General features: G+C 44.5%; 12 protein-coding genes and 3 pseudogenes. 3 read left to right on the top strand and 12 right to left on the bottom strand.

Annotated elements, in window-relative coordinates; genetic code table 11:
- Positions 1-221 precede the first annotated feature (221 nt).
- The 4 genes and pseudogenes from DWX26_RS14225 to DWX26_RS17945 all read right to left on the bottom strand — a co-directional run.
- Entirely contained in the window at positions 222-1619 is a 1398-nt protein-coding gene (locus tag DWX26_RS14225) for an ATP-binding protein (RefSeq protein WP_112483362.1), read from the bottom strand.
- A gap of 108 nt (positions 1620-1727) precedes the next feature.
- Positions 1728-1910, bottom strand: coding sequence for a hypothetical protein (locus DWX26_RS14220; protein ID WP_082424984.1), 183 nt, complete (start codon positions 1908-1910; stop codon positions 1728-1730).
- Between the two features lie 55 nt (positions 1911-1965).
- Positions 1966-3003, bottom strand: a pseudogene (gene tnpC, locus DWX26_RS17950) (IS66 family transposase); the annotation flags it as partial.
- 60 nt (positions 3004-3063) lie between these two features.
- Positions 3064-4401 (bottom strand): annotated as a pseudogene (locus tag DWX26_RS17945) (IS3 family transposase); the annotation flags it as partial.
- Between the two features lie 780 nt (positions 4402-5181).
- Here DWX26_RS17945 and gmd point away from each other — a divergent pair.
- Genes gmd through DWX26_RS14200 form a run of 3 tightly spaced genes read left to right on the top strand, consistent with a single transcriptional unit; the run spans position 5182 to position 8524 of the window.
- Entirely contained in the window at positions 5182-6225 is a 1044-nt protein-coding gene (gene gmd / locus DWX26_RS14210) for a GDP-mannose 4,6-dehydratase (RefSeq protein WP_055228363.1), read from the top strand.
- A 22-nt stretch (positions 6226-6247) separates the two neighbouring features.
- Positions 6248-7189 (top strand): GDP-L-fucose synthase family protein, encoded by a 942-nt coding sequence (locus DWX26_RS14205; protein WP_334291844.1) that lies wholly within the window; start codon positions 6248-6250, stop codon positions 7187-7189.
- 12 nt (positions 7190-7201) lie between these two features.
- Positions 7202-8524: a sugar phosphate nucleotidyltransferase gene (locus DWX26_RS14200; protein WP_118601657.1), complete on the top strand. Its 1323-nt coding sequence runs from the start codon at positions 7202-7204 to the stop codon at positions 8522-8524.
- A gap of 66 nt (positions 8525-8590) precedes the next feature.
- Here DWX26_RS14200 and DWX26_RS14195 read toward each other — a convergent pair whose 3' ends face one another.
- The 8 genes and pseudogenes from DWX26_RS14195 to DWX26_RS14150 form a co-directional block, all read right to left on the bottom strand.
- The gene (locus DWX26_RS14195) at positions 8591-9454 is read right to left on the bottom strand and encodes an AraC family transcriptional regulator (protein ID WP_118601656.1); all 864 of its coding nucleotides are present in this window, start codon (positions 9452-9454) and stop codon (positions 8591-8593) included.
- Positions 9455-9456: 2 nt separating this feature from the next.
- Positions 9457-9882: an L-fucose mutarotase gene (fucU, locus tag DWX26_RS14190; protein ID WP_055228359.1), complete on the bottom strand. Its 426-nt coding sequence runs from the start codon at positions 9880-9882 to the stop codon at positions 9457-9459.
- A 13-nt stretch (positions 9883-9895) separates the two neighbouring features.
- Entirely contained in the window at positions 9896-12784 is a 2889-nt protein-coding gene (locus tag DWX26_RS14185) for a fucose pyrophosphorylase domain-containing protein (RefSeq protein ID WP_118601655.1), read from the bottom strand.
- Positions 12785-13063: 279 nt separating this feature from the next.
- Entirely contained in the window at positions 13064-14680 is a 1617-nt protein-coding gene (gene tnpC / locus DWX26_RS14180) for an IS66 family transposase (protein WP_118601654.1), read from the bottom strand.
- 150 nt (positions 14681-14830) lie between these two features.
- The gene (tnpB, locus tag DWX26_RS14175) at positions 14831-15175 is read right to left on the bottom strand and encodes an IS66 family insertion sequence element accessory protein TnpB (protein ID WP_009246070.1); all 345 of its coding nucleotides are present in this window, start codon (positions 15173-15175) and stop codon (positions 14831-14833) included.
- Entirely contained in the window at positions 15169-15582 is a 414-nt protein-coding gene (gene tnpA, locus DWX26_RS14170; protein ID WP_173815580.1) for an IS66 family insertion sequence element accessory protein TnpA, read from the bottom strand. Before tnpA ends, tnpB begins: the two co-directional genes overlap by 7 nt.
- 392 nt (positions 15583-15974) lie before the next feature.
- Positions 15975-16223: pseudogene (locus DWX26_RS14155) on the bottom strand (ATPase); the annotation flags it as partial.
- A 36-nt stretch (positions 16224-16259) separates the two neighbouring features.
- Positions 16260-17033: a diguanylate cyclase domain-containing protein gene (locus tag DWX26_RS14150; protein ID WP_243030692.1), complete on the bottom strand. Its 774-nt coding sequence runs from the start codon at positions 17031-17033 to the stop codon at positions 16260-16262.
- Positions 17034-17056 lie beyond the last annotated feature (23 nt).

Genomic DNA, 17056 nt, shown 5'->3' with positions numbered 1-17056 from the left:
TACCAAGCGGAACCTAGCCTCATATGTGATTTCTGTCCGTCGGACCAAGAGTTCGCTTACAGCTTCCTTCAGATTCTACCTTACGATAGACACCCTTGCTGTTCAGCTATACACTTCCTTGTCGCCTAGGCGTGTTCGGGACTTTCACCCGTTAGAGCGCGCCCATGGCGCGCAAACTAAAATACCCTGCCAACTTTCACCAGCAGGGTTGATTAGAATTTTTACTTGTAAAGGTCTTCCAGCGTTATCAGCCGAACTTCACCTCGCTCTTGTGCCTGAAGAAGTCCATCTGTGAATCCGCCTTTCGAGAAGATATAGTAGTGATAGTTGTTGCCCTTTCCAAAAACTGAGGCATAATCCCGAATCAAATCGAGTTCATCCACACCGATTTTCTCATTCCGGTATTTGCATGAACCGATGATATAGTCTTTGCCCTCAACAGGAGTTCCGACGATATCAATCTGTATCTGCTTTTTCTTCTTCGGGTCTGTCCCCCACCACTGGCCGATTTCACTCAGCTCAATAGGAAGGCTATCCGAATAATAGAGCAGGTAATCCTGACACATCTTCTCATAAATTAGACCCATGTAATCAGGAAGATACTGCTTTACAGCGTGTGGATAGGTCTTTGCAATTCTGCCAGAGTCAATGGCACTCATATTGATTGGCACAAACCGATACCAGAAACGGAAGAAGTTATCAGCCAGCAGATAGATGGTTTTCTTACCCGGTTTTTCTGTAATCGGTGTTTCTTTCTTCGCAATGCCAAGGTCGATCAGCGTTTTCAGGTACTTCGATACGACCGAGTTTTCCTCGCCGACCTTCATCTTGATATCGTTCATTCGGGAAGCACCTTCTGCAATCGCTTTAATGATTGCATTATAAATGGCCGGCTCCCGGAGTTCCTGCTTCAGTAAGTTCCCCGGTTCCTCATACAGATAGCTGGAGCGGTCAAAGAAATTATCCAACAGAGCTTCATCCACACTATCTCGCACATCCAACTTATTGATATAGTGGGGAACTCCTCCCGTGATCCCATAAATCAGGGAATTGTCTTCTGCAGACAGATTTGGGTGGAACACAGCGGTTTCTTTATAGTCTAGCGGCTCAATCTTAAACTGGCCAGTACGTCTGCCATACAACGGACTTTCCTTTCCAAGCACCTGACTCTCCATGAAGCTCATAGAGGAGCCGCAAAGAATCAGGTACATCTTGGACTCTGTCCATTTGTGGTCGATGATGTGCTGCAGCATCGCTGAAATAGCTGGTTTTGCTTTTGCAAGATAAGGATACTCATCAATGACAAAGACAATCCTCTTTTCCTTTGAAAGTGCTGTCAACTCATCCAAAGCTGCATCATAGGACCTGAACTCCGGTGCAGACTCCATATCCGGCCGCTCAAAACTCATAATCGACTTTGAGAGAGCTTCCAGATTTTCCTTTCCTGTCGTGTTCAATGCAGAAAAGAAAATGGTAGGCTTATCTTTGCAGAACTCGTTGATCAGTGCCGTTTTACCAACACGCCGTCTGCCGTAGATGACAATGCACTCAAACTTATCACCTGCATACCGTTTATTCAGTTTCCGCAGCTCATCCTCACGGCAATAGAATTGACTCATCTACTCACCTCCAATAATTATACTCGTGAGTTAGTAACTCGTAAGTTACTTCTTTACGAGTATAATAAATCAGATAGTCTGCAAAGTCAAGTAAAATAAGTCGAACCTTTAAAATCGATCGAAGTCCGACTGACTTGCCAGCTCTTTGTACGAATAGCCGTCATTCTGCCGCTCCGTGAACATATCATTGACCAACCCGATGGTCAGCAGGTCGAGGTCGGCAATGCTGATACCGAGCTGTACACAGGTAAGTAGGTAATCATCCGTATATTGACATTTTATAAAAGCCATCTGATACTGTTTCTGGCTGTCTGCCAAATTCTATATCAGATGGCTTAGTATTATTTTTTAGTTTAGTACGGCAGTATTCCGGAAGATCTTCTGACCATGGAAGCAGTTTCTTTAACTCTTCCTCTTTAGGAAAAGCTCCCATTTTTCTGAGTTCATCCAATATATAAGTCAGATATGCGTATGGTTTCAGATGGTTCAGAAGTGCCGTTTCTGTAATGCTGTAAACAAGGGCACTGGCACCAGCTCCCCGTACACTTTTGGCAAACAGCCAGTTGCGGCGTCCCACTGCAAAGTTTTTCAATGCACGTTCTGCACTGTTGTTGTCTATACTGAGATGGCCATCTTCCAGATAGCGTTTCTGATATGCTTCCTGATTAAGCGTATACAAAATGGCATCACCAATAAGGGAAGACCTGTCTACAGAATCTTCCATCGTATGCAGCCATTCAAACAGGGCATCCATAACTGGACGGGACTGTTTCTGGCGCTCCTCATATTTTTCTTCCGGTGCTTTATTGTGGATCATTTCCTCGATCTTATAGAGGATCCCGATCCTTGACATCGCCTGATATGCAATGGTCTCTTTCAGCTGTTCTTTTGTAAAGTCTTTTTTTAATGCTGTGAGGGCTGCATCAAAACGTCGTCTTGCATGGGTAAGGCACCCGCTTACTATGATACCTTCTCCTAAACTGTGATAAGCCTGATATCCATCACAGGTCAGATACCCATGAAACCTGTCCCCTAAAAAGTTTACAGGATGATATCCCGCACGGGTCCTTTCATAATCGAAGAGTACCATCTGCGGGGAACCACTGAATTCATCCGTGAGATATACCCACATCCAGTTCTGGGTCGTCCCTTTCTGATCCGGTTCTCCGAGTACCTGGATCCGGCTTTCGTCACAATGGATATATCTGCTTTCCAGAAGTTCCTCTTTCATCAGCTGATACAGCGGTTTCAGGTATCTGTCTGCACAGTTTATGATCCAGTTCGCCATAGTCTTTGTGGAGAGATCGAGATCATATCTGGCAAACTCTCTTTCCTGACGTGCCAGAGAGGAGGAGGCACACCATTTTGCTTTGTATGCTTCTATTCTTTTGTTCTCAGCAATCGGATATTGTATCGGGGTTTCCGCTGATAATGCTTCGCTTCGTACTTCCAGTGGCGTTTTGCAATGGAATCTTTCCTGCAGTCTTTCTTCGGCATAAAACTTTATATATTTGTCGATTGCCGAACGTAAAGATATCTCGTCGGTTATCTTATACATACAATACATCTCTGATTTGATAATCCCCCACAATCCTTCAGTAGGACCATTATCAATGCAGTGTCCAACACGGGACATAGACTGTTCCATGCCTTGTTCTCGAAGCCTTTTCTGAAATATTCTGCTCGTGTACTGAAAACCTCTGTCAGAATGAAAAATCGGCCTGGCATCCGGATTATCTTTGAGAGCCTTATCGTATGTGTCAAACACGAGCTTATTGTCATTTCTTCCGCTTATGACATACGCAACTGGAAATCGATCATATAGATCAAGGATGACACTGAGATATAGTTTCCTGCCAGTCTCAGGAACCTTGAATTCCGTAACATCCGTAGCCCATTTCTCATTAGGTTTCGTTGCATTGAATTCCCTCTTCAGCTTATTTTCCGCTGTTGTCTCCGGTCTGGACGACGGGTATTTCTTCTTCTTTTTACGGATAATAGAATGAATTCCCAGCTTCCTCATGATTCTGTGAACCCTGTTCCTGCTGTAGCTGGTGTGATTGAAATGGTTGATCCAGCTTGTCATCCGCCTGTATCCCAAGATATGTCCGAACCGTTCGTCATACTCCTTTATCAGTTCTGCCAGTTTTGTGTTCTCGGATTCCTGCTCTGGAATTGTCCGGTGCAGCCATTTATAGTAAGCAGCGTGTGATATGCCCAATTGTTTGCACATCCAGTTGACACCCCATTGCTTTTTTTCGTAAAAATATTTTATTGCCTGATATTTTGATTCAAACCGTAGTTTTCCAAGCCTCACATTCTTTCGAATTCCTTCACTTTTTTTTAACAGTTCCACCACCATATCTTTTTCTTCAAGCTGGCGCTTTAGTCGCAGGTTCTCCCGGCGCAGCCATTCCAGTTCATCGACTTCATCATCCGTTTTGTGGTGCCCGCGTTTATCGGACAGTCCATCTTCCCCAACAGCATCATATTTTCTGACCCATGAGTACACCTGGCTATAAGAAACATCATATAGAGAAGCTGTTCCTTTATAATCACGGTTATGGGTAATACAGTATTCAACGATTTCCTTACGTTCAGCTAACGTTGTCTTTCTTCGTGCTTCTGCCATATAGACCTCCCTCTTGGGATCATAATCCCTAAGTTCTCTATTGGCATTATACAACGAAATCCATTTTTGTAGTGTTGCATGTGCAGGAATTCCATATCTGGCGCATAAATCGGTAACCGATCCTTCCCCGTTGATATACTTCCGAACCATTTCAATTTTAAATTCACTGGAATAGGAATGGTTAGCTGTAACAGGGCAGAGGGCTTTTATTCCCCCATTTTGATATGCCAGTATCCAGTCTCTTATAGTTCGTGTACTTTTTATAGATAAATCTACCATAATTTCAGAGACAGAACGTATTCCATTCAGATAATCCTCGACAGCAGAAATTTTTTCTTCAACCGTACACTTGGGTTTTTTTCCCATAAAAATACCTCCAACGTAGATTTTGGTTATTTACCTTGTCTACTTCAGAGGTATCATATCATTATATGGAGAGTGTTAATAATTACATCTACCTATTCGGAGGTGCGTTAGCGTCATAATTCCGGTTGCGGAAGAGACTGGAAAATGTTATTCTTATCATAGGCAGTGGAGCTTTCTTAGTTCAGTTGTTTCGTGTGGTAACTTAACAATAACGGATTATGGAAAGTAATTCCACTGCTTTTTTAATAAAAATAAAACTGCGCCACAGCCTTGGCAGGCCATCGCGCAGCGATTTTGTTCAATCTTAGTTTATCATTCCTGTTCTTATGTGTCAAGTTCTGTGCTTATCTTTTCCCACCATTTTTCCAAATTTGACTTATCCATGAACTAGTGCCTCAGAAAAGGAAATCAAACCACTTCTGACCGAATAAACCAATATAATGCTATCAACCCCCAAAATATCCTCTCACATTTCTCCCCATCTTCCGTTAAACTACATACACAAACAACTAATACGGAGATTTTTCTCCACACTACACATTATTGAATAGAGAGGATTTTCGAATGAAAAAAGCACTTATCACCGGTATCACTGGTCAGGACGGCTCTTATCTTGCGGAGTTTCTGTTAGAAAAAGGTTATGAGGTTCATGGTATCACCCGTCGCGCTTCGCTTGCAAATACAGCTCGTATCGAGCACATTATGGATAAAATCACACTGCATGACGGTGACCTTTCTGATTCGTCATCGCTGATTCGTATTATCAATATTGTCCAGCCGGATGAGATTTACAACCTGGCTGCACAGTCTCATGTACAGGTTTCTTTTGATGTTCCGGAGTATTCCGGCGATGTGGATGCTCTTGGTGTTCTTCGTATTCTGGAAGCATGCCGCATTCTTGGCCTTACCAAAAAGACAAAAGTTTACCAGGCATCTACTTCTGAACTGTATGGAAAAGTAGAAGAGGTTCCGCAGCGCGAGACAACCCCGTTCCATCCATACAGCCCGTATGCGGTTGCAAAGCAGTATGGCTTCTGGATTGTAAAAGAGTACCGCGAAGCATACGGCATGTTTGCTGTCAACGGTATTCTGTTCAACCATGAATCCGAGCGCCGCGGTGAGAACTTTGTTACCCGTAAAATCACACTGGCTGCCGGAAGAATCGCAGAAGGTATTCAGGATCATCTGGAACTTGGGAACATGGACTCCCTGCGTGACTGGGGTTATGCAAAAGATTATGTGGAGTGCATGTGGATGATTATGCAGCATGAAACACCGGAAGATTTCGTCATCGCAACCGGCGAGCAGCATACCGTACGTGATTTCACTGAAAAAGCATTCGCTGCAAACGGCATTACCATCCGCTGGGAAGGCACCGGTCTGGAAGAAAAAGGCTACGATGCAGAAACCGGCAAAATGCTGGTATGTGTCAATCCGGAATGGTTCCGTCCGACCGACGTTGATAACCTCTGGGGCGATCCGACCAAGGCCAAAACCGTTCTTGGATGGAATCCGCAGAAAACAACGTATGCTGAATTAGTAGAAATTATGGCAAAGCATGACCGTCAGCTTGCAAAACAGGAAAAAGCCATGAAAGCCGCACTTTAATTTAGGAGATGCAAATATCATGATGGAAAAAAATGCAAAAATTTATGTAGCCGGACACCGTGGAATGGTTGGTTCCGCGATTGTAAGAGAACTGAAACGCCAGGGTTATGAAAATATCATTACCCGTACCCACAAAGAACTGGATCTCTGCCGTCAGGATGCTGTCGAGGCATTTTTCGCAGAGGAAAAACCGGAATATGTCTTCCTCGCTGCTGCAAAAGTAGGCGGCATCGTTGCAAACCAGGAAGCACTGGCAGATTTCATGTATGATAACATGACACTGGAAATGAATGTCATCCACTCTGCGTGGAAAAACGGCTGTAAAAAACTGGAGTTTCTTGGATCCTCCTGCATTTACCCGCGTATGGCACCGCAGCCAATGAAGGAAAGCTGTCTGCTGACTTCTGAACTGGAAAAAACAAACGAGGCTTATGCACTTGCAAAAATCTCCGGCTTAAAATACTGTGAGTTTCTGAACCGTCAGTACGGAACTGATTATATTTCCGTTATGCCAACCAATCTTTACGGACCAAACGATAACTATCATCCAACCCACAGCCACGTACTTCCTGCACTGATCCGCCGCTTCCATGAAGCAAAGGTTAACAATCTGCCGGAAGTTACCTGCTGGGGCGACGGCTCTCCGCTGCGTGAGTTCCTGTATGTCGATGACCTTGCAAATCTCTGTGTCTTCCTGATGAACAACTATTCCGGAAATGAGACCGTAAACGCCGGAACCGGAAAAGAACTGACCATCAAAGAGCTGACAGAGCTTGTTGCAAAAGTAATCGGTTATAATGGAAAAATCAATTGGGACAGCACAAAGCCAAATGGTACTCCAAGAAAACTGCTCGACGTATCCAAAGCAACCGCTCTTGGCTGGACCTACAAAACCGAGCTGGAAGACGGCATCCGTCTCTCCTACGAGGATTTCCTGAACAACCCGATGCGTGCAGAAAGATAACGGAGAAACTTTATGAATATCGTTTTATTATCCGGCGGCTCCGGCCAGCGCCTGTGGCCGCTTTCCAATGATATCCGTTCCAAGCAGTTTATCAAAATTTTCCATACGGCAGATGGTGAACTGGAATCCATGGTACAGCGCGTTTACCGTCAGATCCGTACGATCGACAAGGATGCAACGGTAACCATCGCGACCTCAAAATCACAGGTTTCCGCCATCCACAATCAGTTAGGGGAAGATGTCGGCATCAGCGTTGAGCCTTGCCGCCGTGATACATTCCCGGCCATTGCGCTTGCCGCAGCCTATCTGAAGGATGTAAAGGGAATTTCCGAGGACGAACCTGTCGTTGTCTGCCCGGTTGACCCTTATGTGGAAATTGATTATTTTGATGCCTTAAAAGACCTCGATGCCCAGGCTGCTTCCAGCAATGCCAACCTGGTTCTGATGGGTATTGAACCGACCTATCCAAGCGAAAAATACGGATACATTATTCCAGACACCCCGGCTCCTGTCAGCACGGTGTCGATGTTCAAAGAGAAACCGACCAAAGAAATTGCAGAACAGTATATTTCCCAGGGTGCTCTTTGGAACGGCGGTGTTTTTGCTTTCCGTCTTGGTTATGTTCTGGATCGCGCTCATGCATTAATTGATTTTGAAAACTACGAAGATCTTTTCAGCAAATATGAAACGTTAGACAAAATCAGTTTTGATTACGCAGTGGTAGAACACGAGGACCGTATCGAAGTGATGCGTTTCTCCGGCATGTGGAAAGACCTTGGAACCTGGAATACTCTGACTGAGGCCATGGACAGCCACAATGTCGGCGAAGCACTGTTTAACGAAACCTGCAGAAATGTGCATGTAGTCAACGAGCTGAATCTTCCCGTACTCTGTATGGGGCTGAAAGATATTGTGGTTTCCGCAAGTCCGGACGGCATCTTGGTTTCCGATAAAGAGCAGTCCAGTTACATCAAGCCCTTTGTCAATACACTAAATCACCGCGTTATGTTTGCAGAAAAATCCTGGGGCAGTTTCCGCATTCTGGATATCGAAAAAGAAAGCCTTACGATTAAAGTAACTTTAAATCCGGGTCATCAGATGAACTACCACAGTCATGATTTCCGGAATGAAGTCTGGAACGTTATTTCCGGCACAGGACGTGCCGTGATCGACGGCGTTGTTTACAATGTTCACGCCGGTGACACCCTGCAGATGAATGCAGGCAGCAAACACACCATTTTTGCTGATACGGAACTGCAGATCATTGAAGTCCAATTCGGAAAAGACATCAATGTACACGATAAACATAAATACGATCTGCCGTCCCTTTTCTAAATTGTAATGAAAAACCGCAAACCATTTTCTGCCCGATCTGCTGAAAATAATTTGCGGTTTTCTGTTTTACCATTTTTTCCGGTATTCTCCCGGACTCATTCCTTCTATTTTTCGAAAACGGCGCGCCAGATAATTTGCATCATTCATTCCGATTGCGGCACTGATTTCATCCACCGTCATATCAGTAAATCGAAGCAGATTTTTCGCCTGCGTAATCCGTCTCGTTTCCAGATAAGAAATGATTGTCACACCATATGTTTCTTTAAATATCTTCGTCAGATAATATTTATTAATATAAAACTTCTGTGACAGCAGTTCCAGTGTAATATGTTCCTTATAATTTTCATCCAGATAACTTTTCACCTTTTCCATACTCATCCGTTTTCTGGCATGCGCAGCGCGTCCCTGTTCTGGATGCCAGGAATTCTTCATCAGAATCCAAAGCAGGCGGTTTAAAATCTCATTGATTTTCATATCCCGCACATAACTGTCCGATCCTGCCGCAGAATACAGGTCTGTCATAACTTCTACCAATTCTTCCATTTCCTTGGGATGAAAAACCGGCTGTCCGCCGCGCTCCTGATACTTTTTGTAAATATCAGGCATGGTATGGCCGAAAAAATGACACCACTGCAAGGTCCACAGATCTGCCGATGTCGCATGGGAATACGGTTTTCTGCAGTCAATGAAAACACAGTCTCCGGAATGCAGTGCATACGTTTTCCCATTGTAATTCAGCTCTCCTGACCCCGATGTTACCGAAAAGAACAGATACGAAGCCAGATGCTCTCGATGAGACGTATGCGCCGCCAGTGCATGGAGCGAACCTGTTTCCTGTAAATACAGAAGTGAAGTTCTGGCAAATTCCGACGGTGTATATAAAATACGCTGCGACGACACCGAATGGGACGACGAAGCAAAATATTCCATTCCTATCTTACCACACCTTTTTTCAGAATCATATTGGCATACTGTGCCGTCTCACCCGTTGCCACAACACAATAGGCTTCTTTTGCACGCTCATAGTAGGCAAAGCGTTCCATCGTATGTACTTTTGCTTCCGGTTCGTATCGATTCAGAACCGCTTTATACTCATCCCAGATCGGCGTCTGAACCGGATCTCCCGGCACCACTTCCATCAGTACAAAATGATCCTCATCGTACTGATCCAGCGGGAACAGCTGCAAAACAGCATCCAGCAGCTCCACTGCACCGATTCCGTCTGCACGTACAATTCGTTTTCCTGTACTGACCGTTGGAAAATTCGCATCGGCAAATACAATCTCATCTCCATGTCCCATTTCATCCAGTACTTTTAACAGTTCCGGTGATAATAACGGTGATATTCCTTTTAACATCTTTTTCCTCCTTCTACGCCAGTGAACAGCTCCATACATCTACACCGCTATCCTGGAAAACTTCGCGCAGCCGTTTCCGCACATCTTCCTGCGTTACGCCCTTTTTCAGCACTACCTGAAGGAAACCGCCTCCGCCGGCACCGCAGATCATCTTTCCATCGATCAGATCTTCCACGGAATGGAAAATCATGTCAATACATGTATTGGTACAGCCCGCATCGAGCTTCTTTGATAATTCCCAGTGCTGATTCAAAAGCTCTGCAAATCCATCGATATTTCCTTTTTCCAGTTCAAACCGCATCAGAACCGCTGTCTGCTGGATCTCATATAAGACATCCACCGCATCCTCGATTCCTCCGACGTATCTTCCAACGACATCCCGCAGCAGATTTCTTGCCAGTCTGCGCTGCCCGGAATAGATCAGGCAGAAACGCTCATCGAGTTCTTTTCTTGTTTTTTCACTGATTTTGCACGGCACACACGTAATTCTCTGCCGGATCGCCGGTTCACTCGAAACCATCTTGATTCCAGGTGCCAGACCTCCGACCTGATCCTGCCAGCCGCCGCCAGTCGACATAATCTGTTCCATACAGAGAACACGGTCATACAGCTCTTCGTCCGTTACCTCTTTTCCCAGCATCTCATATAATGCTTTTACGCAGGCGCCCGCCAGAATTGAGGATGTTCCAAGGCCGGAACCGCGTGGAATATTAATCACCTGTGTAGAAAGATACAGACCGCTTCCCAGATTTTTCGTAATCTCCTGCACCGAAACCGGCTCTTTATATGGAATAACGCCGCATGCGATCAGGGCTGCTTTGTGCAGTGCAAATGGATCGTATGGATTGCTGGAATCCTGTAAACTGGAAATATCGGTAAAGGTCTGCTCGGCACCGCTGTCCGCACTTGCGAGAATAATCACAGGTTCATCTACTTTCTTAACCACAACTTCGATCGGGCAGTTTCCGTCCAGCATCACAGCCGCATTCAGAACGGTTCCGCCATGCTCCATGCAGTACGGCGGCGTATCGCTCCAGCCGCCTCCCCAGTTCACACGGACCGGGAGATTTACGGTCACCTGATCTTTGCCCATCTTTGCATCCGCATCATAACTAAGGCCCTTTACCGCTCCGGCAAGAATACCGCTGCTGATGGTTGCGAAGCAGGAATCCATATATTTTTCCTCAAAGCAGGACAGAACATAATAAATTCTGATTTTTCTGCTGAACTGTTCCAGCTCCGTCTCGCTTAATCTCTGTGCTTCTTTCAGGAGTTCTGCCTTGATCCGTTCCGAAATGCCATCCCGCATTTCTTCTACCAGTCTGGTCAGGTTTTCCTTCCTGTCGATCGCCTCCAGAATCTCTTCCAGTTCTACTTTATCCGATACCTTTTCCTGCCACGGTAACAGTGCGGAAAGATCTGCTTGGTTAAAACTGTCTTTCAGTGAAATTCCATCTTCCCAAATCGGAAAACCTTCTTTCCAGGCCTCCAGTGTCTGATGTACCGCTTCTTCCATTGACGCACACACCGGATAAATCGGCGCTTCCCAAAGCGGCACCGGTAATTCTTTTCCAAACAAAGATGCTTCCTTCGGATTGTCAGAAACACCGTACATACGGACAACAAATTTTCCATTCAGCAGTTTCAGGCCATGCAGAACGGTGTGATCCGGAATCGCCTGACCATCTAATGTCACGCCGGAAATCACACATTCTTCTCCTATCTGTGATTTATGACGAATCATGCTGTCTTCCAGATAACTTCCGACACCAATCTCCGCTGCCGGACTCACATAACTATTTGATACAGCAAAGTTCTGTTCTGCACGATTCGTATGAATATGCGACGACCATCCCAGATAACAGAACTCCTCCATTCGTTCTGTCATAAGTTCCCGCAGTTCTTTTGTCGTACCAAAGTGAATAAATGCAGCAGGTGACATTCGGATCAGCTTCATCTGGTACGGATGCAGTACACTCCACAGTTCGGTCCGGCACTGCTCCAGTTCCGGTGTAAAATCTCCTTCCGGTGTTTCCTTATAATATTGCTCGAGTGTAGAATCCGACGCCAGCGGGTAGAGGAAATCGGCGTAAAAGGAAAGCCGGGTACGCTCATTTACATAAGCCGCAAATTTTTCCTTCGTATCTACCAGCTGATACAGTGCCTGCAGCATTTCGCTGTCAAAGATTACGGCTCCGGTATCAATATCTACATTCCCCTGATCATCCGAAGCCCCAAGGCTCTGCAGCTGCTCCACTGTTTTTTTATGCAGGAAACCACCTACATTTCCTTCCCCGTCTACGCGGTAAACGCCATGATTTTTTCCAATTTCCGCTGGCTCTTTAATGGAAAGTGCCGCAGCACCTTTTCCATAAAAATCAATCTGCAGCGGATTGAACAGCAGCAGTACATCTCCCGAGCATACCAGCATTCCTGCATTCATTCGTGCAGCAACACCGCTCATGGAAATCATAAATTCATCAAACAGGGTAGAACGTTTTCCATTCGGCAGAACACGCGGTACCGGTGAAAATAACTTTCCGCAGGCAGAATACTGCGGCACCCGCTTACTGTCACCGCCGGAATGGATCACCAGAATCCGCTGCTTTTCGAATGAACCTGCATTCTCATGAACGTAACGCAAAACATTCAGTGTAGCGCCGCCGCTTCCTACCCGTTTTCCGTCTGGATCCGGAAGCACTGCATAATGCGTCGATGCCGGAAGCATATTATGATCCAGACGATACTGAATCTGTGTACGGTATGATGCAGCCTGTTCCTCATTGGAAGCTGTAAGAATCACGTAATCCCATAATGGCAGCTTCGGTGCTTCCAGAAGCGCGGTATACTGGTTTGTGCAGTCGATGTAGGACTGCTGTAAAAATAGAGTTTTGTGTGACATGTCTTTTCTTTGTTCCTTACTTTATCATTGTAATATTAATTTCTGTCCCTCTCCAGGGCACGTTGTTTTCAAAATATATGTTGAAACACTTGTAATTTAGTATATCATAGATTCCGTCAAAAATCTTCCTTTTCTTATTACATTTATTATTTAACGCCTGTATTTTTGCGTGAAGTAATTATCTGACAAAAGATTTTCAAAAGTAAGCGCAAAATATTGCTACGTTACTCATGAATTACGCTTGCACCAAAATGATAGATGCAAGCGTTTTACTCTATTTTAGTTTTGACAGTTCGTTTTCGCAGTCTCGCTCCATGGGGCAAGCTGTTCCAACTGTTCATCTGACATTTTATCGTCTGGCCGCTGTGATAAGAGATATGTCAGATATTTATAGGTATTCAGATCATTCGCTTTTGCCATCTCGACCATTGTATACACAATAGCACTGGAGGCAGCTCCTTTCGGACTGGCACTGAACAGCCAGTTCTTCCGGCCGACAGTGAATGGCCTGATTGCATTCTCGCTAAGATTATTGGACAAACTGCAATGACCGTCTTCCAGATAAGTCATCAGGGTGCCTTTCCGATTTTGGGCATAGTTTACCGCTTTCGCCAAACGGGTTCCTTTGTTTGGGCGCCGTTGATCCAGCCAATTCCAGAATGCCTCCAGTATTGGCTTCTCCTTTTCAAGACGAAATTGTTTTCTCTGCTCCGCAGTGTGATTTTTTGCTTTTGAGTACCGCTCACAATCAAACAGCTTGGAACAGAACTGTACTCCCTGCACTGCCGGAAGGCTGTAATCATACTCTTTCCCTTTCGGTATGGCATCTGTGAAGTAACGTCTCACATGTGCCCAGCAAGAGCAGCGTTTGATGTCCGGCAGATTATTATAACCCTGGTATCCATCCGTCTCCAGATATCCGCTGAACCCCTGTAGGAAAGATGCTGCATGGAACTTTGCCCTTGTCTCTGTGTAATGGTAGAGCAGGATCGGCGGAAGTCCATCTTCTCCACTGCGGAAGAGCCACATCCAGGAATCCGTTTCAGGATTACGCTCCGGCTCATTCAGTACCTGAACCCGGGTTTCATCTGCCATCAGATATTTACGCATCCGTAACTGACGGTGAAAATAATCATAAACATGACGGAGATAATTCTCGGCACAGTAAATGATCCAGTTAGCAAGCGTAGCCCGGCTTAATGGGACACCCAGTTGCTTCCAGTCCTCTTCCTGCCTGTTTAACGGCAGACCATTCTGGTACTTCTGGTGCATTGCCCATCCGACAACGGATTCCGATGCATAACTTTCCAGGATCAATGCTTCCTGAACAGGGGCTTTGACAAATGTCTGATCATCCGGATGTTCCTCTGATATGGCACACTCCGGGCATTTATAGGTTTCACGATAGATATTTACTACTTTTCCCTTGGCAGGGGTAAAACGAAATTCATGGCGGACGAATTCTTTCCCAATACATTCCATCTGCGTTCCGCAGGTTGGACAGTTTCGCTCCTCCTCCGGAAGAGAAATGATCTCGTCGCAGGAAGGAACATTTTTAAAGAGATCAGCATGTGTCCGTCTTGCTTTTCTCTTATGTTCCGGAACAGTGATGTCATCAGGAAGTTCCTGTTCCCATGTCGGATCTGCTTCCTGCTCGGCTTCATCAAAAAGATTCAACTGGCCATCGATATCTTTCCGTTTTTCACTGGAAGTACCAAAAAGTTTCTTCGTGAGATATTCAATCTGCTGACGAAGGTTTTCTTTTTCCAGCCGGTCTGCTTCCAATGTTTTTTGTAAAGACTGGATCAGTTCTGTCTGTGTGGAAATCGTCTTATTCAGTTGGTTGATCATGTCCTTGTACGCAAGGATTTTTGAATCTTTTGAATTGCCAGCCATATGTTTTCTGCTCCTTTTTCACTGCTCTTATTATACCATAAAAAGCAATGAAAAAGAAGCAGAAAACCCAGCATTTACAAGGGATTTCAGACATGATACAGGGTGAGAAGCCCCTCCGTTTCTGTTGGTTGGCATAGATGTTTTACGCGATCATTCCGTAGGTTTGAATGCCTTGGGTTGTTCGATTTCAAGCCCGGACATGAGCCAGTCGAATTGCTGCCAGGTCAATTGTTTTACTTCCAGCTGATTTCTGGGCCAGCGAAACCTGCCCTGAACTTCCATACGTTTATACAGCAGCACAAATCCGTCAGATTCCCAGAGCAAAGCTTTGATCCTGTCACAACGTTTTCCACAGAAAAGATACAGGGCACTTCGCCTTGGATCCATATGGAGTTGATCCTCTACAATAGCACACAGCCCGTCAATGGATTTCCGCATATCCGTTCTGCCTGTTACGATATAGATTTCATCGGCGGCTGTGATATCCCCTAACATTCCAGCTCCTTCACAATTCGAAGCGTTTGAGCCAGAAGCTGAGGATCTGTTCCATTTGGTATTGTTAGATGAAAGCTGCCTACAGACAGCTTCATTGACTCTGCTACAGAAAAGTTATTCCTTTCCGTAGCTGCCGGAATTACATTTAATGGCTGTTCATAAGGAATCGGGTCAGTATCATGAAACTCCACTCTGACAACTTCCTGGCTTTCTGGTGCGCGATAGGTGCGTCCAGTTGACGCCGGCAAATCCACACAACCTTTCTGACGCAGTCTTTTTACCCAGTTGTAAAAAGTTCCTGGCTTGATATCATGTTCCACACACCATTGATGATCTGTCAATCCACTTTGACGGCATTCCATGATGAGACGGTATTGTTCTTCGGCAGGTATTCTTTTGCTTCTCATGAGCACACCTCCATAACTTGAATAGAGTAAAATACTCGCACCTATCATTTCTAGCAAGAAAAGATGAAGTAAAATGCTTGCATTCTCTATTGATTATTATGGGATATTTTTTAGGGCAACACAATCCGTCGAATTATTTTGCACTTACTAAAGAAATGTCAGAAAAAAGATGTTATTCTAATCTTCACAGAGAACGGATCAGCTACAGTGAAAAAGCTTTTGCTTGGGTTTGTCAGTTCGCATTTCTTGTCAAAAGACATCGGATCACAGTTCAGTACATCCATATAAAACTCTTTTCGTAGGATGCTTTGTCTGAATTCATCTGCAATCTCCGTCATAATAAAAATATCTCCATCATTTCAAAAGAGAATGCTGGAGATATTTCGCCTTGCTTATTCTTGTAGTAACCAATCGGCTATATCGTAAATTACGATTCCTTCATAGCTATATTGGGGATGTTTGGTTCTAGCAATAATCATTTTCGGATAAGCATCTCGAATCTGAAGCCGAGGAAAGCATTCTCTCTCAAATGTTTACTGCCCGGAAATGTTGTCGCTGATTTGAATATAAAACTTCTCGTTGCTTCTCTGCGCAACAAAGTCGATTTCCTTTTGATAGAGCTTGCCGACATAAACATTATATGAAAATAGATCATACGCTCTGTTTTTTGCAATATTTTATCTTGCGAATTTATCATTGTAACGAATATGCATATCTTCCCAATCCATGAACAATACATAAAATACTTTCCCGTATTGCGGACTCTCTACAATTCTTCCATGATCAAGAACAGAAAAATAAGTTCCGTCAGCTTTTCGAAGATGAAAGTGAATATAGTCATTTTCATTGACGTTGTCAATCTGTTCCCAGATACTCGATTCTATCTGTTGCTGTTCAGCTTCACGAATCAAGTTGCGAAAACTTTTCTCAGTAAGTCTGAACAGTTCATCTATATTTTTATATCCGGACATATGAAGAAATTCATCATTTGCAAAAAATAGTTCATCATCTTCTTTGTCAGCTCTGTATATGATGAATGCACCTGGAAGATGTTCAGAGATATCCTTGAATGCGAATCCAAGTTGTTTGCGGGCACCTGACCGAAGTCCTTCTCTGTAGACCATACATCCATTTTTTCCATGAAGTTTTATTTCATAAAGAGCGGCATCTGCGAAGCGCATGAGCTGTGAACGATTGGATGCAAATGTTGGATATTCTGCATATCCTAGAGAAATATAAAATGCATGTTCCTTACCACGGTATGAGAATGATTTAGGAAGTTTGGTGAATTTCTGCAGCTGTATAGCTGCTTCTGCAAAGGTACAATTTGGTAAAAGAATGCAGAATTCGTCACCACCATTTCTTCCAAGTAATGCATCGGATAGACTTTTGTTTCCGGCATTAAAAATTCCATCGACATCCGTTTCTGCACACGGTATAATAGGTATCATGTAAAGAAAAAGGAGGTTGTTTT

Source organism: Blautia sp. AF19-1 (assembly GCF_003479155.1).
In the GTDB taxonomy this organism is placed as follows: domain Bacteria; phylum Bacillota; class Clostridia; order Lachnospirales; family Lachnospiraceae; genus Fusicatenibacter; species Fusicatenibacter saccharivorans.
This window is presented reverse-complemented; position numbering and strand designations above follow the sequence as displayed.

What these genes read in the sequence shown, in the direction of transcription:
- DWX26_RS14225 (WP_112483362.1), bottom strand. Translation starts at nt 1,619, where the DNA reads ATGAGTCAATTCTATTGCCGTGAGGATGAGCTGCGGAAACTGAATAAA.
- DWX26_RS14220 (WP_082424984.1), bottom strand. Translation starts at nt 1,910, where the DNA reads ATGGCTTTTATAAAATGTCAATATACGGATGATTACCTACTTACCTGT.
- gmd (WP_055228363.1), top strand. Translation starts at nt 5,182, where the DNA reads ATGAAAAAAGCACTTATCACCGGTATCACTGGTCAGGACGGCTCTTAT.
- DWX26_RS14205 (WP_334291844.1), top strand. Translation starts at nt 6,248, where the DNA reads ATGGAAAAAAATGCAAAAATTTATGTAGCCGGACACCGTGGAATGGTT.
- DWX26_RS14200 (WP_118601657.1), top strand. Translation starts at nt 7,202, where the DNA reads ATGAATATCGTTTTATTATCCGGCGGCTCCGGCCAGCGCCTGTGGCCG.
- DWX26_RS14195 (WP_118601656.1), bottom strand. Translation starts at nt 9,454, where the DNA reads ATGGAATATTTTGCTTCGTCGTCCCATTCGGTGTCGTCGCAGCGTATT.
- fucU (WP_055228359.1), bottom strand. Translation starts at nt 9,882, where the DNA reads ATGTTAAAAGGAATATCACCGTTATTATCACCGGAACTGTTAAAAGTA.
- DWX26_RS14185 (WP_118601655.1), bottom strand. Translation starts at nt 12,784, where the DNA reads ATGTCACACAAAACTCTATTTTTACAGCAGTCCTACATCGACTGCACA.
- tnpC (WP_118601654.1), bottom strand. Translation starts at nt 14,680, where the DNA reads ATGGCTGGCAATTCAAAAGATTCAAAAATCCTTGCGTACAAGGACATG.
- tnpB (WP_009246070.1), bottom strand. Translation starts at nt 15,175, where the DNA reads ATGTTAGGGGATATCACAGCCGCCGATGAAATCTATATCGTAACAGGC.
- tnpA (WP_173815580.1), bottom strand. Translation starts at nt 15,582, where the DNA reads ATGAGAAGCAAAAGAATACCTGCCGAAGAACAATACCGTCTCATCATG.
- DWX26_RS14150 (WP_243030692.1), bottom strand. Translation starts at nt 17,033, where the DNA reads ATGATACCTATTATACCGTGTGCAGAAACGGATGTCGATGGAATTTTT.